General features: G+C 63.2%; 16 protein-coding genes. 12 read left to right on the top strand and 4 right to left on the bottom strand.

Annotation, left to right across the window (positions count from 1 at the left end):
* Positions 1–10: 10 nt before the first annotated feature.
* The 6 genes from tssK (at position 11) to I6F38_RS11470 (ending at position 9,751) form a co-directional block, all read left to right on the top strand.
* The gene (gene tssK / locus I6F38_RS11495; protein ID WP_225160376.1) at positions 11–1,348 is read left to right on the top strand and encodes a type VI secretion system baseplate subunit TssK; all 1,338 of its coding nucleotides are present in this window, start codon (positions 11–13) and stop codon (positions 1,346–1,348) included.
* Between the two features lie 308 nt (positions 1,349–1,656).
* Complete coding sequence (tssL, locus tag I6F38_RS11490; protein ID WP_276573486.1) at positions 1,657–2,871, top strand: type VI secretion system protein TssL, long form; 1,215 nt, start codon at positions 1,657–1,659, stop codon at positions 2,869–2,871.
* Positions 2,872–2,916: 45 nt separating this feature from the next.
* Positions 2,917–6,468: a type VI secretion system membrane subunit TssM gene (tssM, locus tag I6F38_RS11485; protein WP_225160375.1), complete on the top strand. Its 3,552-nt coding sequence runs from the start codon at positions 2,917–2,919 to the stop codon at positions 6,466–6,468.
* Positions 6,465–7,166, top strand: coding sequence for a type VI secretion system-associated protein TagF (tagF, locus tag I6F38_RS11480; RefSeq protein WP_346657110.1), 702 nt, complete (start codon positions 6,465–6,467; stop codon positions 7,164–7,166). Before tssM ends, tagF begins: the two co-directional genes overlap by 4 nt.
* A gap of 6 nt (positions 7,167–7,172) precedes the next feature.
* Complete coding sequence (locus I6F38_RS11475; protein ID WP_225160373.1) at positions 7,173–7,949, top strand: protein phosphatase 2C domain-containing protein; 777 nt, start codon at positions 7,173–7,175, stop codon at positions 7,947–7,949.
* Entirely contained in the window at positions 7,946–9,751 is a 1,806-nt protein-coding gene (locus tag I6F38_RS11470) for a serine/threonine-protein kinase (protein WP_225160372.1), read from the top strand. The genes I6F38_RS11475 and I6F38_RS11470 overlap by 4 nt, the downstream gene beginning before the upstream one ends.
* A gap of 8 nt (positions 9,752–9,759) precedes the next feature.
* Here the strand turns inward: I6F38_RS11470 and I6F38_RS11465 are convergent, their stop codons facing one another.
* Both I6F38_RS11465 and I6F38_RS11460 read right to left on the bottom strand, forming a co-directional pair.
* Positions 9,760–10,728 carry a DUF4424 domain-containing protein gene (locus I6F38_RS11465; protein WP_225160371.1) on the bottom strand — a complete coding sequence of 323 codons (969 nt, stop codon included), beginning with the start codon at positions 10,726–10,728 and terminating at the stop codon, positions 9,760–9,762.
* A gap of 100 nt (positions 10,729–10,828) precedes the next feature.
* Positions 10,829–11,110 carry a hypothetical protein gene (locus I6F38_RS11460; RefSeq protein ID WP_225160370.1) on the bottom strand — a complete coding sequence of 94 codons (282 nt, stop codon included), beginning with the start codon at positions 11,108–11,110 and terminating at the stop codon, positions 10,829–10,831.
* A gap of 171 nt (positions 11,111–11,281) precedes the next feature.
* On the opposite strand from I6F38_RS11460, the gene I6F38_RS11455 reads away from it, so the two are divergent.
* The 3 genes from I6F38_RS11455 (at position 11,282) to I6F38_RS11445 (ending at position 15,594) form a co-directional block, all read left to right on the top strand.
* A complete protein-coding gene (locus I6F38_RS11455) occupies positions 11,282–13,006 on the top strand; it encodes a hypothetical protein (RefSeq protein ID WP_225160369.1) in 1,725 nt (574 codons plus the stop codon).
* 141 nt (positions 13,007–13,147) lie between these two features.
* Positions 13,148–14,926: a caspase family protein gene (locus tag I6F38_RS11450; RefSeq protein ID WP_168857063.1), complete on the top strand. Its 1,779-nt coding sequence runs from the start codon at positions 13,148–13,150 to the stop codon at positions 14,924–14,926.
* Between the two features lie 68 nt (positions 14,927–14,994).
* The gene (locus I6F38_RS11445; protein WP_225160368.1) at positions 14,995–15,594 is read left to right on the top strand and encodes a DUF4384 domain-containing protein; all 600 of its coding nucleotides are present in this window, start codon (positions 14,995–14,997) and stop codon (positions 15,592–15,594) included.
* A gap of 202 nt (positions 15,595–15,796) precedes the next feature.
* Here I6F38_RS11445 and I6F38_RS11440 read toward each other — a convergent pair whose 3' ends face one another.
* On the bottom strand, positions 15,797–17,635 hold the full coding sequence (locus I6F38_RS11440) for a caspase family protein (protein WP_225160367.1): 1,839 nt from the start codon (positions 17,633–17,635) through the stop codon (positions 15,797–15,799).
* 620 nt (positions 17,636–18,255) lie between these two features.
* Between I6F38_RS11440 and I6F38_RS11435 the strand changes: the two genes are divergently transcribed.
* The 3 genes from I6F38_RS11435 (at position 18,256) to I6F38_RS11425 (ending at position 19,630) form a co-directional block, all read left to right on the top strand.
* Positions 18,256–18,813 (top strand): zinc-dependent metalloprotease, encoded by a 558-nt coding sequence (locus tag I6F38_RS11435; RefSeq protein WP_225160366.1) that lies wholly within the window; start codon positions 18,256–18,258, stop codon positions 18,811–18,813.
* Positions 18,814–18,902: 89 nt separating this feature from the next.
* Positions 18,903–19,358 (top strand): cupin domain-containing protein, encoded by a 456-nt coding sequence (locus tag I6F38_RS11430; protein ID WP_225160365.1) that lies wholly within the window; start codon positions 18,903–18,905, stop codon positions 19,356–19,358.
* Positions 19,359–19,447: 89 nt separating this feature from the next.
* The gene (locus I6F38_RS11425; RefSeq protein WP_168857061.1) at positions 19,448–19,630 is read left to right on the top strand and encodes a hypothetical protein; all 183 of its coding nucleotides are present in this window, start codon (positions 19,448–19,450) and stop codon (positions 19,628–19,630) included.
* Positions 19,631–19,678: 48 nt separating this feature from the next.
* Here the strand turns inward: I6F38_RS11425 and I6F38_RS11420 are convergent, their stop codons facing one another.
* Positions 19,679–20,674, bottom strand: coding sequence for a phosphotransferase (locus I6F38_RS11420; RefSeq protein ID WP_225160364.1), 996 nt, complete (start codon positions 20,672–20,674; stop codon positions 19,679–19,681).
* Between the last annotated feature and the right edge of the window lie 37 nt (positions 20,675–20,711).

Below are 20,711 nucleotides of genomic sequence, written 5' to 3'. Positions count from 1 at the left end.
GGATGTAGGAATGTCTTGGTACAGCAAAGTTTTCTGGTCGGAAGGCCTGTTCCTGCGGCCGCATCATTTGCAGCAGAACGATCGCTATCTCGAGCATCTGCTGGAAAAACGCGTTCGGTACACGACACCGTATCCCTGGGGCTTTGCCCAGCTCGAGATCGATAACGATCTTACCCAGCAGAGCAAATTCGCCGTGCGCAGTGCGACCGGCGTCATGCCGGACGGAACGCCGTTCGATATTCCTGCCGACAGCCCGATCCCGGAAGCCATCGAAGTGCCGGATTCGGCCGCAGGCCAGATCGTCTGGCTGATGATGCCGGTCGCGGCGCCCAATACGCGGGAGGTGGATGAGGATCGCACCGACAGCGCAAGTCGCTACGTTCGGACTGCCGAAACGTTTATCGATTCAACCTCGGCGCTGCGCATCGAAGAAGAGATCGACGTTGTCTATCCACGCCTGTCGTTCGAGCTGCGCAAGACGAGCAAGCCGGGATACATGGGTCTGGGGATCGCTCGCATCCTCGAAGTGCGCGACAAGAATATCCTGTTCGACGACAAGTTTGTGCCGCCGATGCTGGTCTGCGCCGCGCATCCGGTTGTCGATGGCTGGCTCAATCGAATCATCGGCTGGGTCGAGACCAAGCTCGACGAGTTGGCACGCTACGCAGTCGATCCTTCGTCCGGCGGCGGTTTGCAGAGCGTCGACTATCTGGTGCTGCAGGTACTGAACCGGACTATTCCGGTGCTGACTCATTTCAAACGGTCCGGCAGCGTGCATCCCGAGCGGCTGTACGTGGAATTGCTGAGGTTTGCCGGTGAGCTTGCGACCTTCGCGACCACCGAACGCCGCGCACGTGACTACCCGGCATACGATCACGACAACCTCGAATACGTCTTCACGCCCCTGGTGCGCGACATCCAGGATTTCCTGAGCGCGCGGCTGGGCAGGCGGGCGATTCGTCTGGAGATCATTGAACGCGCCCAGAACGCATTTGTATCGCCGATCCGCGATCGCGCGTTGTTCCGAAATGCGACCTTGGTGCTGGAGGTCGCCGCGCGGCGGCCTCTCGTGGAGATTCAGAATGAATTCCCGCACCTGTTCAAGGTCGGGCCCAACACAAAAATGACCGAGATCGTCCACGCAAACCTGCCGGGTTTGACCTTGGTGCATCTGCCGACGCCGCCACCGCACATCCGAGCCATCACAGACCACGTCTATTTCTATCTCGATCGCAAGTCGCCGCTGTGGCCCGAGTTCAGCACAGCGGCCTCGATCGGGATGCATTTTTCCGGCGACTGGCCGGAGCTTGAGTTGTACCTTTGGGCCATCCTGGAAGAGCGGCCATGACCGACAGGGACAAGCCGGTTAATCCTTTCGGTCGGGGTGAACGGACCATCATCCGTCCGAACCCCGGCGGGAAGATGCCGCCGGCTCCGGCTCCTCAACCTCCGGCAGGCGAGGGACCTGCCAGCCGTCCAGCGTACTCGCCATCGCCCATGACTTCTCCTGGTGCTCCTTCGCCGCCGCCCTCATTTTCTCCCACACCGCAGAGCCCAAGCTACGCCGCCCCGCCGACCAGCCAGCCCTCAGAGGAATGGATTTCGACACCGGCGCAGGCTCAGGCGCCGCAACCGATCCTGCCGCCCGGACCGCCCTTGCGTGTCGACGATCTGGTTGCGCCAAACGCCAATCCGGTGATGCGCGCCGGCGGCCCTTTGCTGCAGTTGCTTGGCCGGCTGCGCGTCGCGCTGATGCGGGCGTCATTCGCGAGCCTGATGGAGCAGGTCGCCGACGCCATCAAATTCTTCGAAAAGGATATCCGCTCGGCGGGCATTTCCGAGCACCAGGCCAATACGGCAAAGTATATCCTGTGCGCGACCGCCGACGATATTGTGCAGCACATTCCGACCGACGACCGGCACGTCTGGGCCCAATATTCGATGCTCAGCCGGTTCTTCGGCGAGCGCGTGGGCGGCGTACGCTTCTTCGAGATTCTCGACCACTTGAAGACCGATCCACTCGTCAACTATCCGGTGCTCGAGCTTCAGCACGCCTGCCTTGCGCTCGGATTCCAGGGCATTCACCGAACGTCGCCGGGCGGGCTTGCGAACCTCCAGGTGATCCAGCGCAACCTCTATGAAACGCTACGCCGGGTTCGGCCCAAGCCGACCAACGATCTGTCGCCGCACTGGCGCGGACAGGCCTTGGCCGGTCGGCGGAAGCACTTGCGCATTCCGGTTTGGCTGGTGGCGGCCGTGGTCGCCGCGCTGTTAACCGGATCTTATTTCGTTCTGCGAACGTCGCTGGCTGGCCGCGCAGAGAATGCTGCGCAAGTAGCGCTGGCGCTGCATCCCGGCGATCCGATCGAGCTCAAGCGCCGCGTCGTTGCGCCGCCGCCACCACCGCCTCCGCCGCCACCGCCGGACCGCATCACCCAGCTGCAGCGCATTCGCAACGCGCTTGCGCAGGAGAAGACGGCGTGCGCCATGACCGCGGATCAGACGGCGAGTTTCATCGTGATCAGGGTGTGCGATCTCGCACTGTTTGCCTCGGGCCAGGCAACCATCCTGGATGGTTTCAAGCCGATCGCGGCCCGCGTTGCCGCGACGCTCGACAAGGAGCCGGGCCGAATCCGGGTAGTTGGCCATACCGACAGCTCGCCGATCCGCACCGTGCGTTTCCCCTCGAATTTCGAGCTTTCGGTCGAGCGCGCCAAGGCGGTTGCCGCCGCGCTGAAACCCGGCCTGGCCGATGGTTCGCGCGTTGATGTCGACGGCAAGGGATCGGATTCAGCAATTGCCAGCAATTCGACGCCCGAGGGGCGTGCCAAAAACCGTCGGGTCGAAATCTTCATCGAACGTAGCGAATAGGCGGACGCCAGAAGCTCACGCGATAAGCGACAGGTACCGGTCAATATGCTCGCTAAGGACATTCTACGCATCGTTCTCTATGGAGTCGGGCTCAGCTCGCTCGGGGCCGTGATCTACCTTGCCGGTCCCTTCGTTGCTTTCGGCGACTGGCATCCGTTGGAAAATCACATCGTTCGCCAGATCGCGATCCTGCTGCTCGGCGCCGCGGCAGCAGGCGTCACCGGCCTTCATTTCTTCAAGCGACGCAAGAGTGCCAAAGAGATCGCCGAGGGCGTCAGCGGTGCGGACCAGGCTGTCAGCGACGAGCCGGTGCTCAAGGAGCGCATGAAGGATGCGCTCGCAACGCTCAAGACCGCGAGCGGCAACAAGTCCGGATATCTCTACGATCTACCCTGGTACGTCATTATCGGTCCGCCAGGTGCGGGAAAGACCACCGCGCTGGTCAATTCGGGGCTCAAGTTTCCGCTCGCGCGCGGGGCGACGCCGGCGGCGATCGCCGGGGTCGGCGGCACTCGCTACTGTGATTGGTGGTTTACCGAGGAGGCGGTGCTGATCGATACCGCCGGTCGCTACACAACCCAGGATTCAAACAGCAAGGCCGACAAGGAAAGCTGGCTGTCCTTCCTGGACATCCTGAAAAAAAATCGGTCGCGCCAGCCGATCAACGGCGTTCTCGTCGCAATCAGTCTGGAGGACGTGCTGACGCTGCCGAAGCAGGAACTCGCGCTTCATGCCGATGCCATCAGGATGCGGCTCCTCGAACTGCATCAAAGGCTGAAAGTGAGCTTCCCGGTCTACGCGTTGTTCACCAAGGCCGACCTCGTTGCCGGTTTCACCGAATATTTCGCCTATCTCAGCGAGGCCGGCCGGCGCCAGGTCTGGGGCGCCACGTTCCAGACCGCCGACAAGACCCAGAATCTGGTGGGGCAGGTCCCGGTCGAGTTCGATCGCCTGCTGGAGCGTCTGAGCGAGGAAACGCTCGACCGTCTGCAGGACGAGCCGACGCCGCAGCACCGGGTGCAGTTGTTCGGTTTCCCGGCGCAGATGGCGCGGCTCAAGCCGCAGATCCACGATTTCCTCAACCAGATTTTCGAGCCGACGCGGTATCACGTGAATGCCAATCTGCGCGGGTTCTATTTCACGTCGGGTACCCAGCAGGGTACGCCGATCGATCAATTGATCGGATCGTTGGCGCGTACGTTCGGCGCGGAGGAAGTCGGTGCCGGATCGTACTCCGGAACCGGCAAGAGCTATTTCCTTGCCGATTTGATTTCGAAGGTCATCATCGGCGAGGCCGACTGGGTCTCGACCGACCGCGCTGCGGTGCGCCGCGCCTTGATCCTCAAGACCGCGGCGCTGTCGCTGATAGGTTTGGTGGCGATCGGACTGATCGGTGCGTGGCTGACCAGCTACAAGCGCAACTCCGACCTGATCGAGCAGAGCTTGCAGGCGGACAACGAGTATGCGGCCGCCGGGGCACCGCTCATCAAGCAAACGCTGATCGCCGATCATGATCTCGACAAGGTGCTGCCGCTGCTCTATCGGCTGCGGAACGCCCCGGCCGGCTATGCCTCACGGAATGAGCCGGTCGCACTGTCGGCGCGCTACGGGCTCAGTCAGCACGCGCGCCTGTTGTCGCCCGCGAAGGCGGCCTATCACACCGCGCTTGAGCGCATGTTCAGGCCTCGCTTGCTGTACCGTTTGGAAGAGCAGCTCAATGCGCGCATCAACGAGCCTGCCTTCGTCTATGAGGCGCTGAAGGTCTACCTGATGCTCGGCGGCCTGCAATCCCCGGACCGCGAGCTGATCCGTTCCTGGATGCAGCGCGACTGGGCGGACAACCTGTATCCTGGCGCGACCAACGCGGAGGGACGGCGTCTGCTCGATGAAAATCTCGTCGCCATGTTCGACCTCGAAACCGAGCAGCCGCCACTGGTCGAGCTTGACGGCCGGCTGATCAAGCAGGCCCAGAATTCATTGGCGCGCCTCAGCGTGTCGCAACGCGCCTACGAGTTCCTGAAGTCGGAGGCTCGTGGATCGACCGCCGGCGACTGGATCGCGAGCCGCCGAGGCGGTCCGGACGTGGCAGTTGTCTTCGAAACCACGACTGGGCAACCCTTGGACAACGTGCGGGTGCCCGAGTTCTTCACCTACAACGGCTTCAATCAGAAGTTCATCGCTCGACTGCCCGGATTGTCAGAGCGCATGAAGCGGGAGCGCTGGGTCTTGGGTGACGCCGGCCAGCAGTCGGCAATCGACCAGCAGTATGACAATCTGGCTGGCGATCTGCTCAGCATCTACTCCAATGAGTTCGTGACGACGTGGCGGACTGCACTCGGCAGTCTGCGTCTGAAGAAATTGCTCGCGGACAAGCCGAAATACGAGGTGCTGAGGGCGCTTTCGGCGCCGACCTCGCCGATGCGGCAAATCCTGGAGTCGGTGCGCGATGAGACGATGCTGACCAAGGAACGCCCGAAGCCGGCGAGCGGCGGCACGCCGGCCGCGCCGCCCGCGGTGACCGCGCCGGCGCTGTTCAACAACGCCCAGGATGGTACGCCCGGTGCGGCGATCGAGTCGCAGTTCAAACCCTACCATGCAGTGCTTGAAGGGGAGAGCACCCGCCGGCCGATCGACTCGACGATCGCAAACCTGAACGACATCGCGCAGAATCTGACGCTGATGGTCGAGAATCCGCAGCTGACGGCGCAAGCAACGGCGGGGCTTCAGACCCAGGTTGCGGCGCTGCGCAACAATGCCTCGCGTATGCCGCCACCATTTTCCGATATGCTGCGGGCGGCGGCCGCGGAGTTCGAAGGCAGCATCGCCGCCTCCACGGCCGGTCAGATCCTGCAGTCGTTGCGCGATCAGGTCACGCCGGTCTGTCAGCAGACGGTGACCAACCGCTACCCGTTCGTACGGAGCAGCGGTCAGGAAGTCCCGCTCGCGGACTTTGCCAAACTGTTCAGCCCGAACGGTGTCATGGACAAGTTCTTCACTCAGTTCCTGGCGCCTTATGCGGATACGTCGCGATCCGAATGGGTCTGGCGGAAGGAGAGCCCCGTCGGCCGATCGTTCTCGCCTGATACGCTAAAGCAGTTCCAGAACGCCGCCTATATCCGCGACGCCTTTTTCCAGACCGGCGGCGGTGTGCCGGCGGTGTCCTTTGCAATCCGGCCGCCGGCTGCGGCCGGACCCGGCATCACAGTCAAGACCGAGATCGGCGGCACGACGATCACGAGCCCAACCACACCGGGACCAGCCGCAGCTCCCTCCATGTTTGGCGCGCCGCAACCCGCTCCTCCGCCGCCGCCACCGCAGAGCAATTCACCGACGACGGTCCTCTGGCCCGGCCCATCGCCGCGGACGGCAATTTCGGTCAGCAACGAGACCGGCTCGCCATCCGTACTCGAGCGCATCGGTCCCTGGTCATTGTTCCGAATGCTGGAGGCTGGTTCGCTGGTCGCCAAGGCGGAATCCGCCAGCGCAACGTTCATTGTTGCCGGACGCGAGCTCAACTATCAGATTTCGACCGGATCGCTGCGCAATCCTTTAAACCTGTCAGTGCTCCGCGAGTTTCGTTGCCCGACCGGAATATGACCATGCGATGCGGCTTATTCGGCAAGATCGGCGCGAAGCGTGATTTCATCGCGATCGCGACGCCGCGCAGCTTCCTGGAAGTCTGGGAGCCGTGGGTGCAGGCAGCCATCTCCGCGAGCCGCCATCAACTCGGCGCCGGCTGGCAGGAAGCATTCCTGACCGCGCCGATTTGGCGATTCTGGCTTGGCGCCGCGATCTGCGGCACCACCGTCGCAGGAGCGATCATGCCCTCGCTTGACGGCGTGGGGCGATACTATCCGTTGACGCTGCATGCGGTGCCGGATGGTGACGCCGCGCTGTCGCCGCCGCACATCGAACCGCAGGACGAGTGGTATGGGCAAGTGGAGACGTTCCTGCTCTCGACCCTGGACCGGGCTGCGACGTTCGAGCAGATCTCCGATGCACTGGATCGTCTCGCGCTTCCACGTCTGCGGACGCCGGAGACTGATGGACCGCAGGTGATGTCGCTGGGCGGCGCGACGCTGGGAATGGTTTCGACGGTCGATGGGTTTGCCGAGTCGTTCGGCACGCTCTGCGGCGCCAACCCTCAAGTCTATGCCGCGGCTAGTTTCTGGTGGACCGCCGGGGGCGAAGGGTTTTCGCCGGTCGCACTCTGTTGCCGCGGATTGCCGGATCCGTTTCGCTATTCCACGTTGCTGACCGGCGACGTTGGCCGCGAAGTATCCGGGACGGGATGACGCGCGATGGCACACGTCCCCTCCTTGTTCGATGTCGGTAGCGTCACTCACGCCGGACGGGTGCGGGCGCGGAACGAGGATGCGTGTCTGGTAAGGACCGACGTCGGCCTATGGGCCGTCGCTGACGGGATGGGCGGTCACGAGGCGGGCGATCTTGCCAGCCGCATCGTGGTGGAGTCGCTTGATTCCATCGGCGCGCCGGACTCCGCGGCGGACCTGTTGGCGCAATGCGAGGCGCGTCTGTTCAGCGCCAACCAGCAGATCCTGGCACTCAGCCATGAAAGGCAGGGTGCCATTGTCGGGACCACAACGGCAGTCCTGCTGGTGCGCGACGGCCATTATGCCTGCATCTGGGCGGGTGACAGCCGGGTGTACCTGATCAACCGCCACGGCATCACACAGGTGTCGCACGATCACAGCGAGTTGGAGGAGCTGATCGCCGATGGCGCGCTGTCGCGCGAAGAGGTCCAGGACTGGCCGAGCAATGCCATCACCCGTGCTGTCGGTGTCGTCGCCGACCCCGAGCTCGAGGTGGTGACCGGTCCGGCCGAACCGGAAGATATCTTCGTGATTTGCAGTGACGGCTTGACCCGGCACGTGCGGGACGACGAGATCGAGCAGCACGCGGCCACCCGCGTTGCCCAGGCCGCCTGCGACGACATGCTCGCGCTGGCACTTGATCGCGGCGGATTCGACAACGTCACGATCGTGATCGTGCGGTTGCTCGCGCCACGATCCTCAGAGCCGACGAGGACGCCGCTTGATCAGGAGCCGCGACCATGACCGCGAACGATCCGTTTCGGTCATCCTACCGCGGTGTGCCGGCCGGCACCCGGCTCAACGGCATTTACGAGATCGAGACGATGATCGGGGCAGGCGGCATGGGGGAGGTCTACCGATGCCGCGAGATCCAGACCGGATCGCCCGTCGCGGTCAAGATGCTGCTCCCCGACATGGTCGACAACGAGGCGGCGCTTGCGCTGTTCCGCCGGGAGGCGGCCGCGCTTCACAATCTTCCGCACGAAGCAATCGTTCGCTACTTCCTGTTCACGGTCGAACCCGCACTGCAGCGCCCGTATCTGGCGATGGAGTTTGTGAACGGACGCTCGCTGTCGAACATGCTCGACGATGGGCCGCTGACCTTCGAAGCGCTGATCAAATTGATGCGGCGGGTCGCATCGGGCCTCCAGGCCGCTCACGAGCACGGCATTATCCATCGCGATGTCTCCCCCGATAACATTATCGTGCCGCTCGACGATGTAAGGCGGGCGAAGATCATCGACTTCGGGATCGCCCGGTCGACGCAGATGGGTGACAAGACCATCATCGGTTCCGGCTTCGCCGGCAAGGACAATTACGCGTCGCCGGAACAGGTCGGCCTGTACGGCAACGATGTCACGGCGAAGTCTGACGTCTACAGCTTTGGTCTCGTGCTGTTCCATGCCCTGACCGGACAGAAGCTCGATATGGGCGGGAGCCAGTTTCAGCTGGTCGAGAAGCGTCGGCGCGTGCCCGATCTCGGCGCAGTGGACATGCGCATCAGGCCGCTTCTCGAGAGGATGCTGCAGCCGGACCCGGCCTTGCGCCCGACCATGGCGGAGGTCGCCAACTGGACGCCGGCGGGTTCGGCGCAGCCGTCCGCCGCACCGCTCTACGGCTTCGATCCATTGGCGAAGTCGCAAGCTGGTTCGTCTGCGCTGCAGGAGCGGGTGCCATCAACCACGCGGAACTCCCGCCGCATCTGGCTCGGCGCTTGCGTCGCGGGGCTGCTGCTTCTGCTGGGCGGCGGTGGGTACACCTTCTACAAATTTGTCTGGAAGGCACCAGGCTTGGCGGCCTTGCCGCCACCTCCGAAACTCGCCGGGACATCCGCGCCGACGAGCGAGCCTGCTCCGCCACCGCCGGCACGTCAGGAGCCGGTGAAGCTGCCGTCTCAGCCGACGTTGACGCCGTCTCCGTCCCCCGACGGGCCGGGTCGAGCCGAGCGCATCCGCAAATATGTTGCCCAATATGCGGGCGGCGACTGCTTCTTCATCCTGCCTGTTGCCGTGAGCTCAAGCGCAGCCGTCATTGAAGGCTTCGGCGCCTCGACCGCCCCGTTCGATACCTTCGACAAGGCGTTTCGAAAGGAGCAGGGATTTGAGGCTTCGGTCGGCGTCAGGCAGGTGAATCAGGCGCAATGTCCGGCCGTCAAATTCCTCAGTCAGGTCGGAAGCGATCAAGCGCGTGCGCCCCGCATCAACCTGTCGGCGACGGAGCTGAAGGCCGGCGAGACCCTCAATGGGACCGTCGAGAATTTTGCCAACCGGGTGGTGGAACTGCTCATGGTCTCGGATCGCGGCGAGGTGCGCAGCCTGTCCTATCTCCTGAAGCCGGGCGTCGATTCGCTTTCCTTTGCCCTGCCGATGGAGCGTACGACCGGTCCGCAACTCCTGTTGGCCGTCGCAGCGCCGCGGGTTCTGGATTCATTGCGCCAGCCGCGACCGATGGCTGCCGACACATTCTTCCTGCAGGCAACCAGCGAAGCTCAACGCGGCAACGTGACCATCACCGCGGCTGGACGCTATGTGATGCTCACCAATTGAGCTGCCGTTCAGAACTTGCCGATCATCAGGATCTTCAGGTCGGCATCCGGCTTGAAGTCGCTCGCCGTGAACTGCCGCGAATTGTCGGCAGATGACGGCTTGAGCCGCCCTGGACAAAAACTGACCAGACGCTCGTCGCCGCCCGGATCGATCGTCAACGTGAAGGACCGGATTGGACCCGCCCAGTTCGCACCCGTCTTGAGCACGTAGGAAATCCGCCGCTCTTGCAGCTTTGCGGTATTGGCCTGGCTGTCACCTGTGCGCTTGTCCAATTCGGCAAGGAACGCATCCGTAACGCAATAGTCTCTCCGGTATCGCTCGACCTCCGGACCTAGCGCCGCGCTGTGACGCAGACCGGAGCGCAGGACCGTGTCAGGGCTGGAGCCGACGCTCGGGCGATATTGATGTTCGACTGTGACGGTACGCGCCGCTGGAAACACTTGCTCGCGAACGGCGGACGTCTTGGTTATCCAGCCGGGCGTGTATTGCTGGCGACCGTTGTCGCTCATGCCGGCAGGCATCAGAAGGCCATCATCGATCAGCTTCGTGCGGGTTGTCGCCGGCAGGTCGGCGAGGCGGATCTCCCGATCACCGAGCGGCAGCAAAGGCAGCTTGAACTGACGGAGGAGGGCAGTGACATCCTTGTTGCCGACCATGGCGCGCTGATCGATGGTCAGCGGCACCGCGTTGCCGTCGATCCTCGTCTCGAACGCGACGAAGTTGACCGGATCGCTCGACGGAAGCGCAATGTTCTCGGCTTCGGACAGGTCGATGTCGGGCAGCGGAAAGGCGACAGTGAGCGCAACCGGCTTGCTCGTCTGGTTGACGAATTGGTAGCGAACGCTGACCCGATCCAACCCGATATGAAGCTCCTCGCTCGCCATGGCCACGTCCTTGGTGCGGACGAATTGCAGCCCGCCGATGGACAATTCGGCCGCCGAATCGTTCGCCCGCGCAGGCCAGACGGTTGCGGCCAACAGGACGATCATCAGGGCTCGCGACCTCAACGACAGCCCGCCTAACGTTCCATTTGCCATGCCGGCCTCCATGCGGCGCCGCAGCGTCTGCCCGTGTGGGTCAATCGATCGCCTGGTAAAGGTCGCCCCATTCCGGCTTCCAGACGCCATCGGGGTCGCAAACCACGATCGCGAGCTTCATGTCATTGGCGAGACGGATTGCGCCGCGAAAGGCATCCTGGGCCGGCATATGGGCGCTGACCTGGTCGCTGCTCAGGCGTCCCCCGCTTGCGGCGGCCGGCAACACGATTGACCCGGAGGCGCCGGCATTGTCGCGTCTCAAAACCAGAGTAATCGCGTCGGGCTGGATTTCGCTGACTTGCTCAAATCTGTTTTTGGCCATGATTTTGCACTGCAAGCTGAAGGAGTTCGGACTATCACCGTCCAGTGAAAGAGTTGAACGGGATCGGGGTTGCTCGCCACTAATTGACGCTGCACTCGCGCAGTCTTGGATTAGGCAGTCTTGGATTAGTCGGACTGACGCCGCATTCGGTTCGGTTACATTGAGGCGGATATGCTTCGTCGATCTAGCTGGATCTGGCTCTCTATCGTCGGCGCGGTCATAGCGGCCACCGGGGCACGGGCCGACGACGCGGTCGTACGAAGCTTTGCCGGCGGTTCGGCTGCATCCATGGTGGGAATCGTCGCGGCCAGCCAGGACGTCGAACTCGCGGGCCCGCAAGCGCTCAGCGCTGACGGACAGGGAAACCTGTTTGTGCTCGATCAAATCAATGGCCGCATTCTGCAGTTCGACCCCAAACAACCGAACACAGCTCCTGACATCCTGAAGATACCTGGCGATGTGCAGCCCACCGACCTCGTCGTCCATAACGACGACATCATGGTTTGGGACGGCGGCGTGCGGATGCTGAAGGCAGCACCAGGACAGTCCACACGCGGGCTGGGCGGCGACGAGATCCAACTGGAGGAAGTCTCATCCCGCGGAACCGACGACCAGGTTGCCATTTCGGCCTTCGCACAGATGGGCTCGCAGGCGCTGAGCAGCCCAACCGACTTGCTGGATCAGAATACGCGCGCGGCCATCGTGAGGACGACGCGACAGCCCGACCGGCAATATATCGCCTCGCGCAGCAAGGGATCGGTGATCGCCGATATCATTCCCGACAAGGGCAATGCCGGCGTTCGGGTCGAAATCCAGACCATGGTCTCCAACGAGACCATCGGTCAGCTCGGCCTGCGCGTCCGCAACCAGCTCGGCACCGTGGAGTTTCTCGAGATCGACAACAGCGACCGCTTCTATGTGCTGGCCGAGGACATTCCTCCATCGGGCAAGAATGCCTCCACCTTCGTCGCACGCTATGCCGCGAACGGACGCCTTGAGGGCATCTACGAGCTGCCGCTGGAGAACACGCCCGTGACCCGGCGGTTCGTCACCGTCTCGGGCGATGGCGACGTCTATTTTCTGCGCACCAAGCCGGATGGTGTCGAGGTGGTCGGTGTCGGCTTCCGCCCCCTGGGGAAGGTATCCGTCATTGACGTCAGGCCGTCGCGCACGGCGGCCGCGCCGGCGGCGGCGCGGCCGGATATCAGGTTCAATGCGACCGCCGCCGTGCGGCCGTCCAATCGCCAGCAGGCGATCGAGACGGCCTTCGCCTTTGAGGGCATCCAGTGGAAGCTGACACCGGCGAACTACGGCAGTGATCCCGACAGCCAATGCTCCGGTTTCAGCCGTATTCGCCGGCCGTGGTACCTGCAGGGCAAGGTAAACCAGGAGGTGCGGGGTGTGCCCTATTGCTGGGGCTGCCACGGTTCGCTCGCGAATTTCCGGCAGCGGATCGACAGCGGGACCCTGGCGGGCAATGTCTGCACCCGTAACGAGCCACGGCCGGATGTGGCCGGCGTCGACTGCTCGGCATTCGTCAGCGCCACGTGGGGACTTTCCGTCCACTACACGACCGCCGCCATTCCCGCGATCGCCGCACCGGTGACCAACCCCTGGGACCTCAAGCCTGGTGACGCCCTGAACAAGCCGGGTTCCCACGTGATGTTGTTCCTGCGGTTCACCCCGGATCGCAAGGCTGAGGTCATGGAATCCTCGACGGGTGGCTGCAACGGTCGGGTCTGCCGCAACGTCTACCCGCTCGCGAGCCTGCTCTCGCGCGGTTACGTTCCGGTCCGCTTTCGGGCGTTCGCAGATGATCAGACGACCGTTTCCGCGAACGCCTATCAGGAGACCGAGGCGCCGACAGGTCGCAAGACGGCGAATAAACGGCGCTGAACCTGAGGTCTTGCCAAGGCTACAGATGAACATGGATCGCCCCCTTCGTGCTGGTTTTTGGAGGTCCGGACGGCATTCCTGCCGCTCTGCCTTACCGGTGTGGTTCCAGGGCGGACCTGCTTGATATCGAGGTGGATCGCGATGCGAACGCTCAGGGGTTTTGATCGAAGGACCGGTTGGCTGTGTGCCGCCATCCTGCTCGCTGCGTTGATCGGCCTGCCACTCCAGCGCGCGCATGCGGCGGGTGAACTGTCGATAAGCAATCCCGACGGTGCGGCTCTCCGGGCCCTCGTCATCGGCATCGACGACTACCAGCATGTGCGCAAATTGAAGGGCGCGGTCGCCGACGCCAATGACATCGTGTCCAGCCTGAGGACCATGGGCGTCAGCGACGTGGTCGAGCTGACCAATGCACAGGCCGACAGGGCGAGCGTGCTGCGCGAGATCAGCTCACTGGTGGAGCGGACAAAGAGCAACGATCTCGTCTTCCTGTCGATCGCAGGCCACGGCACGCAGGAGCCGGAGCGGATCAAGGGCTCCGAACCGGACGGAATGGAGAACGTGTTCCTGCTGCCCGAATTCGCGACCACGCCGGCAGGATCTGTCGAGCGCATTCTGGGAAGCGAATTCAATCATTTCATCCGGCAGTTCGAATTGCGCGGCGCAAGGGTGATCTTCGTCGCGGATACCTGCCATGGCGGCGGAATGGTGCGCGATATCGACCCGCGTGCGGCGGAGATGAGTTTTCGGCAGGTGCCGCGCTACACGCTGCTGGTCGATGAATTGAAGCCGGTATCGAGCAGCGACGACCCGAAGTCCGAGCTCGATCTCGACCACACCGCGTTCATCGCCGCGGTCGATCGGCACACCAAGGCGCCGGAAGTGCGGATTCCCGGGATCGATGGCCTGCGCGGCGCCCTGAGTTATGCCGTTGCGCGCGCCGTGGAGGGCAACGCGGACATCAATCATGATGGCAAGGTGACCCTGAAAGAGCTTTTCAGCAATGTTCGGCAGGTGGTCTATCAACTGTCCGACCAGCGCCAGAATATCGTGACGGTATCGTCGCCGGCACAGATGCCGGAAACCGAGGTCGCGTTCGAACTGACCCGCGGCGTGGTGCTGATCCAGGGGACGGCGGCGAGAGCTGCCTCCGGCCAGGTCGCTACCGTCGCGTCCGCCGAGAAGCAGACCCCTGCGCCGCCGGCCGTTACGGCCAAGTCGCAAACCGCTCCAACCAGTGCCGCCGCGACCGCCCCAGCCGCGCCCAGTGCCGCACTGCCGCCCTTCCGCCTCACCACGCCGATCCGCTTGGCAGCGCTTGACGGCAAGATGGGCTATTTCACCAGCGTCAAGCCGCAGGACGCCAGCGTGCAGGCCGTTCAACCGACTGATAATCCCGACCTGATCTGGGACCCCGTGTCCCATGACGTGATCGCCTGGGGCGACGTGGTCGCCTATGGCGTTGACGTTGGCGGCTTGACGACGGTGGTCAACCGAACCGCGGCAATTCGGGAGCTGAAGCGCATGGCGACGCAGTCGCCGCAGCTGATGCGTATTTGGCCGGATGATCGACAGCAGCGCAGTGGCCAGACCGTCGAGGTCGAATTGTCCGACGTCGGTTCGCGGGCGGTGCTGCTATTCAACGTGTCCGGTGATGGAACCATCCAGATGCTGTATCCGGTGGGTTCCGATGCCGCGATGGCTCGATCAGCAAATCTGCGGCTGCCTCTTCGTGTAGGCGAGCCGTTCGGCGCCGAGCAGATCGTCGCGGTGACCTCGCAGCAGCGGATGGTTGATCTGGAGACCGTCCTGATGCAGCTCAACCGGCGCCGTGCCTCGGGGCAGGTGATCAAGAGTCTGGAGCGCTACCTGCCGGCGGACGCGCGGATCGCGTCAATCGGCTTTTTCAGCGTTCCCTGACGAAGCTGTGACAGCCGGTCATGTCGCCAGCGAAACTGGTTTCCCGCAAGCAATCCTGGTTCGCGATCGTGCTGCTGCTGGCAGGAAGCGGGGCCGCGTGGGCGACGCCGCCGCCATCGGCCGCTCCATCGGCAGGTGCGACGAATGCTCCGTTGCTCTGGCGCGTACAGGCCCCGCGCGGCCCGGCAAATGCCGCCGGCGTGGCGCTTGAAATCCTGCCGGGTCCAACCGTCAACATTGGCGGCAAGGTGTCATTCGGCGTAACCGCCAGGAAGCCGGGCTATCTGATGCTGGTGGATGTTGATGCGGAAGGGCGGATGTCCCAGATCTTCCCGACTGCCGAGCTATTGGCGCAGTCGGTCGGACCCGACATGAATCTTGTCAAGCCTGGCGTCCAATTCATCGTTCCGACCCCGGCGGCTCAGCAACGTGGATTTGAATATGTCGTCGCGCCCCCGGCCGGGTCCGCCGTGATTGTTGCGATCCTGAGCGAGCGACGCGTGCAATTGCTCGATTTGCCGGACATTCAGCGCAAGCTTCAGGGGCCGGCTGACACGTTGAGCTATCTGTCGGATTGGACCAGTCAGCTGCGGATACCGGACAGCGGCGGCGGAAGACTGTTGCCGAACAACTGGTCGTTCGACATCAAATCATACTCCATCAAGTAGGTCAGCGATTGCGTTGCTACGGCTACCCGGGCGGTTGAGGAGACCGTCCCGCGCGATCATGTGGTGAATATTCTTGTGGCCGAGGCTGCTGTCCGGCGTCTTGCGTGCAGGGCCCCGCGGTTTGGCTCCCTTGCCCCCGGCATTGCCGATTGCGGGGAGGAGACGGCGGCCCGATCTCGAGCGCGCCGCCGTGCATGCCGTCCTAGTTGCAGACCTCAACATTGCCGGTACCGCCGCCGGGACCTCCGCCGCCACGGTAATCGAGATGACATCCGCGACGGACCGGGCGGCATAGATAAGCATCACACACGATCTGGCCGCTGCCACCAGAGGGTCTCGCCGTCGCCTGTCGTCGGGGAGTGTCGGCTTGTGGCTCGGGCCTCTCGCGGACCGGACGATCGGCGCGCGACGGGCGCTCATCAATGTAACGCTTCGCCACCGGCTTTTTCCCGCGCCGCTTCTCGCATTCGTTATCGTCGTTCAAAAACAAGCCTTCGGCGCAGGTGATCTTGCGGCACTGATCGCCGTCGGCCTTGTAGCCATGCTCGCAGATCAGCGGGCAAACCCGGGCCGGTTTTAGCTTGATTGCATCGAGCGCATCGAGGCTTGCAAGCTTGACGTCAAATTTGGTTCCGGCGTGCCGGTTGAACAGGGTCAGGGAGCGACGCGAGGCCGCGTTCCAATCACCGTCGATGGAGCCTGTGAAACAGCCAACCCGGCTCAACTCGCTCTGCATCGATTTGGCAAGATCCTCCTGCGGCGGCGCCGTGTTCAAGGCGGCTACCTTCGCGCCCTCGCTATTCAGCGACGGGGTAGCGGTTGCAATATTGTCCGGCTTGGCGCTGTCTGGCACAGGTCCGTTCGCGGAAAGCATGGCGACCGTTGAGGTTTGGGATGCGGTCCGCTTCCGTTCAGCCTCGGCAGCTTGGTCCTGCGCCGCCTGCTTTGTTCTTTCTGCCGCGATACGAGCATCCTCCGCGGCCTTGAATTCTGCGGCCGCCTTTTCCTGCTCCGCTCGCTGGGCACCTTCGGACGCAAGCCGCGCCTTCTGCTGCTCCGCTTCCTGCGCTTTCCTGGTGGCGGTAACGCGCGCGTCCTCCGCGTCGATCTGGTTGAGCTGAAGCTTGGCCAGATTTGCATAATAGCCGTCGGGATGCTGGGCGAGGAACGCGCTCATGGCGGCCTTATTGCCGACCTGCAGGGCCAATTCGTAGTCGCGACGGATCTCCGACGAGGCGTTAACCGCCGGCGGCGCCGGCTCTTCTGCCTTTGGCACGAGCGCAACGTCCTCACCGCCCAGTGAGCCGTAAACGTAAGGCTCCTGCCGGTTGCCGGTCGCTTGCAAGACATCATCGCGGACGAAGCCGAAAGCCCTGCGCAGGTCCAGTCCAGGCTTTGCGATATATTTCACCAGCGCTGTCGCGTAGGGACTGTTCGTGCTGTTGCCGTCGAGCGCGGTCAGTCCGGCCTTCGCCGCAAACGCGATCAGCGTATTGGATACGGCGGGTTCTACCCGGGCGAGCCCGCGGCTGATCGCGCGCGAAGCGACGGTTCGTTTCATCGTGTCGGCGAATGGATTGTTGCGGCAGGCGTCGACAATCACGACGCGCAGCTGCTTCGCGGGCTCGATCGCCAGCAGGACACGATCGAGCGAGAAGGCCTCGTCATAGATATCGGTGTCGCGTTCAAGTCTGGCATCCGTCGGGATCAGATAATTCGTCCCGTCGATCTCGATTCCGTGACCTGCATAGTAGACGATGGCGATATCTGCATCGCGAGCTTGATCGGCGAAATCCCTCAGTGCCCGCCGCATGTCGCTCGAGGTCAGGTTCAGCCGAGACACCACCAAATCGAACCCGGCGCCCTTCAAGGTCGCGGCGATAGCGGTGGCATCATTGGCAGGATTCGGAAGTAGTGGCGCATTTTGATAGTTCGAATTGCCGACCACCAAAGCCACTCGCTTCGTTGCCCAGGCTGGCTGAGACGCCAGGAGAACCGAAGCAGCAAGAAAAACAAGAACTCGGAGGAGCGTGTAGCGCATGGCGAACGTCCAAAATCGGCTCGAAACAACGGCAGGTTTATCGAAGGTGGCCGCGCGCAAACTCCACTGCGTCAAGCGTTACGGGCGCCGGCATACCTCCGTAGAGAACAAACTTGAGTCCAATCCATTCCTGATGTTGTCGTCCGGGGCGGCGAGATTGTTCAAGGATACACCGAAGCGTGTAGGGCCGATGGTACACGGCCGAATAAATGTCAGTCGATCTGTAAGTTATTGAAATAGCTGTCTTTTATCTTTGGCGCCGGAATGGCTGGCAGTGCCGGCATCCGGCTGGGCTTCGCCAAGCGAAGTTCCATCTCTCGATAGTGATCTCGGAATTGAACTCGTATGCTCAGGCGATGCGCGTGCCGGATCGTCAGCGTGTGACGGCCGCGTCGTTGTTCTCGGTGGCGTCGACAAGGTTCAGCCCGTTCGTCTCGGCTGTTTGTCGCAGCCGCGGGCCTCTTCCATAGGAGCGCGAACTGCGTCTATCTGGAAGCAACGCCGATCCGTTCGAGCTGAGACGTGCGAGTCCCGAAAGAATCGAAATCTGCGTCCTCGGGATCCGGACGTCGACGTGTGGACGCCCACCGCAGGTGTCGTCGAAATCTCTGGAGACGCACATGTCTATTCCACTGAAAATCTACATTACGCCATTTGCCGAGAAAGGTGTCGCCGAGCCGCAAAAATGGAGTGGCGAGGCCGCCAAGAAGGCACTGGATGTGGTCAATAAGATCTGGGCGAAGGCCAAGATCGCGTTCGTGATCAATGATTACGTGGAAGATAAACCGCTCGATATGGCGAAGAGCGCGCGCAACAATGATCAGCGCGTGCTGGATGTTCTCAGTTTCCGGCATGCTCCCGACAATGCGGTCCACATCTATCTCGTCAATCCGATAGTCAATCTCTCGGCCGGTGGCGGCTCGTATCTTCATAGCGATCCCGAGCCGGCAAGCTTTGTCCAATGGTATGGCAATGACTTTGCCAACGGACGCGCGTGGGCCCATGAACTTGGGCATTTGATGAGTCTCGACCACGTCGACGTAGATTACGCCGATGAGAAGCAGGCCGCCCTGCGCAGCAACTTGATGACGAAGGGATTGAGCGTGGGAAGCGATTTGACCGGTCAGCAGATAAGCACGGCCAAAAGTTCAAAACTGGTGAAGCGATTTGGCGGCTGACCGCGGAACCTCCTCGCTGCCGCCTTCCATGAAACGGTTTACAGCCGGCCCGATCGCTCGTTCGCCCGCCAACTCGCTGGAGAGACGCCATGCCCAGGATCGACCTTGCAAACGTGGCGGAGCGCAAGGGGACCGGCTATCCGGCGGAGTTCGCGGCGCCGTGCGCCGAGCGGGTGCGGCAGCGTCTCGGTGATGCCGGCGGGCTCGCCGACTTCGGCGTCAACCTGATGCGGCTGCCGCCCGGCAACTGGTCGAGCCAGCGCCACTGGCATTCGGATGAGGATGAGTTCGTCTATGTGCTCGCGGGCGAGGTGGTTCTGGTGGAGGACGGCGGCGAGACGGTGCTGCGGGCCGGCGATTGCGCGGCGTTCCCGAAAAACTCCGGCAACGGGCATCATCTGATCAACAGGTCGCAGATGACGGCGACCTATCTCGAGGTCGGCTCGCGCTCGCGCGCCGACGTTATCACCTGCTCCGACATCGACATGATGAGCCCGAGCTCCGACGGCCGCTTCCTGCACAAGGACGGCAAGCCGTACGAATAGCCCTACCTGCCGCGGCCGCGCCCGAAATCGGGCGTTGCGGATTGGCCGGTGAAGGACCAATGTTCCGGCGAGGAGCTTTGGTCGCCTCCATGGCGGAATGGTATTTCATCTGGGTCGATGGTCCGCGCGGACCCGAGCCGCAGAAATGGTCGTCGGACGCGCTTTGGGGCCAGCTGGCGCGTCAGGACGTGATCGTGCGTTTTCCCCTGAGCGATCGCGAAGCCGAATTGTCGCTCGACCAGCTCGCAAGGCTGCACCCGGTGCCGCAGTGACCTGCGCCGCAGTTCTTTCCGTCGACGTTCAATCCGCCGGGGTGAACGTCAGACCGAAAGATCGAAGCCGGGCGTCGCGACCTCGGTCAGGAACGCGGCGACGAACATCTTGCCCAGCACGTGCTTGGCCGCCGGCGTGCCGGCCTTGAGCCGGCCGGCGCGTGTGGCATCTGCGAGCCCGGCAAGCGTCGGTGCCGCAAGGCTCGTGTCGGGTGTGGTGCGCGGCGCCGTCGCGGATGCGCTGAGCAGCACGCCGGCATAGTAGAGCCGGGTGAGCGCGCGGACATGTGCGAGCCGTGCGCGCAGCGCCTCGTCGAGCGGGCGGCCGAGCCAGGCACGGTGCAAGATGTTTTCCAGCTCCGGCGTCCGCGCCAGGCTATCGCCGACAATCGCAAGATCGACCAGCGGATCGGTGCGATAGGCGGATTCCCAGTCGATCATCCAGAGCCTGTTGCCGTCGAACAGGATGTTGGCGGGGAGCGAGTCGTTGTGGCTCGACACCGAGTTGGCCTCATCCCAGGCATAGGCCGCGCGGATGCGCGCGAGGTGCGCGTTGCAGCGCTCAAGCACGCCGGGCGCGAACAGGCCGGTGCGGCCGACATGGGCCCAGAGCCGGGCCACGATGTCGGGGTAGCGCACGAAAGCGGGAAAGGTCGGCGTCGCCTGCAGGCGCGCCAGCAATTCGCCGAGCGCCTTCGCCAGCGCCGGCAGGCCGCCGGGATAGCGGCCGAGCGGCTGCCGCTGCACAAAATCCATCACAGCGATGCGCGAGGCCTCGTCGACAAAATGGAGTCGCGGCGCGATGCCGGCCTCGGCGGCGATCCTGAGCGACACATACTGAAACGGATTGCGCAGCGGGCTCGGCATTCCTTCGATTCGGAGCAAATAATTCTCGCCGCCTGCATCGATCCGGAACAATTGCGCCGACGTTGCGCCGCCCGAGACCGATGTGACCGCGTCGATCGCTACGGTGCCGATCACCTGACGCAGTGCGGCATGTGCTGCGTCGCGCTGTGCCGGCGGAAGTTTATCGAGAGCACTCATGCGCAAGAAGCTAGCATGGCCGCTATGCGTGCCCAAA

The sequence above is a fragment of the Bradyrhizobium sp. BRP56 genome (assembly GCF_020194035.1).
In the GTDB taxonomy this organism is placed as follows: domain Bacteria; phylum Pseudomonadota; class Alphaproteobacteria; order Rhizobiales; family Xanthobacteraceae; genus Bradyrhizobium; species Bradyrhizobium australafricanum.
This window is presented reverse-complemented; position numbering and strand designations above follow the sequence as displayed.

What these genes read in the sequence shown, in the direction of transcription:
- tssK (WP_225160376.1), top strand. Translation starts at nt 11, where the DNA reads ATGTCTTGGTACAGCAAAGTTTTCTGGTCGGAAGGCCTGTTCCTGCGG.
- tssM (WP_225160375.1), top strand. Translation starts at nt 2,917, where the DNA reads ATGCTCGCTAAGGACATTCTACGCATCGTTCTCTATGGAGTCGGGCTC.
- tagF (WP_346657110.1), top strand. Translation starts at nt 6,465, where the DNA reads ATGACCATGCGATGCGGCTTATTCGGCAAGATCGGCGCGAAGCGTGAT.
- I6F38_RS11475 (WP_225160373.1), top strand. Translation starts at nt 7,173, where the DNA reads ATGGCACACGTCCCCTCCTTGTTCGATGTCGGTAGCGTCACTCACGCC.
- I6F38_RS11470 (WP_225160372.1), top strand. Translation starts at nt 7,946, where the DNA reads ATGACCGCGAACGATCCGTTTCGGTCATCCTACCGCGGTGTGCCGGCC.
- I6F38_RS11460 (WP_225160370.1), bottom strand. Translation starts at nt 11,110, where the DNA reads ATGGCCAAAAACAGATTTGAGCAAGTCAGCGAAATCCAGCCCGACGCG.
- I6F38_RS11455 (WP_225160369.1), top strand. Translation starts at nt 11,282, where the DNA reads ATGCTTCGTCGATCTAGCTGGATCTGGCTCTCTATCGTCGGCGCGGTC.
- I6F38_RS11450 (WP_168857063.1), top strand. Translation starts at nt 13,148, where the DNA reads ATGCGAACGCTCAGGGGTTTTGATCGAAGGACCGGTTGGCTGTGTGCC.
- I6F38_RS11440 (WP_225160367.1), bottom strand. Translation starts at nt 17,635, where the DNA reads ATGCGCTACACGCTCCTCCGAGTTCTTGTTTTTCTTGCTGCTTCGGTT.
- I6F38_RS11435 (WP_225160366.1), top strand. Translation starts at nt 18,256, where the DNA reads ATGTCTATTCCACTGAAAATCTACATTACGCCATTTGCCGAGAAAGGT.
- I6F38_RS11430 (WP_225160365.1), top strand. Translation starts at nt 18,903, where the DNA reads ATGCCCAGGATCGACCTTGCAAACGTGGCGGAGCGCAAGGGGACCGGC.
- I6F38_RS11425 (WP_168857061.1), top strand. Translation starts at nt 19,448, where the DNA reads ATGGCGGAATGGTATTTCATCTGGGTCGATGGTCCGCGCGGACCCGAG.
- I6F38_RS11420 (WP_225160364.1), bottom strand. Translation starts at nt 20,674, where the DNA reads ATGAGTGCTCTCGATAAACTTCCGCCGGCACAGCGCGACGCAGCACAT.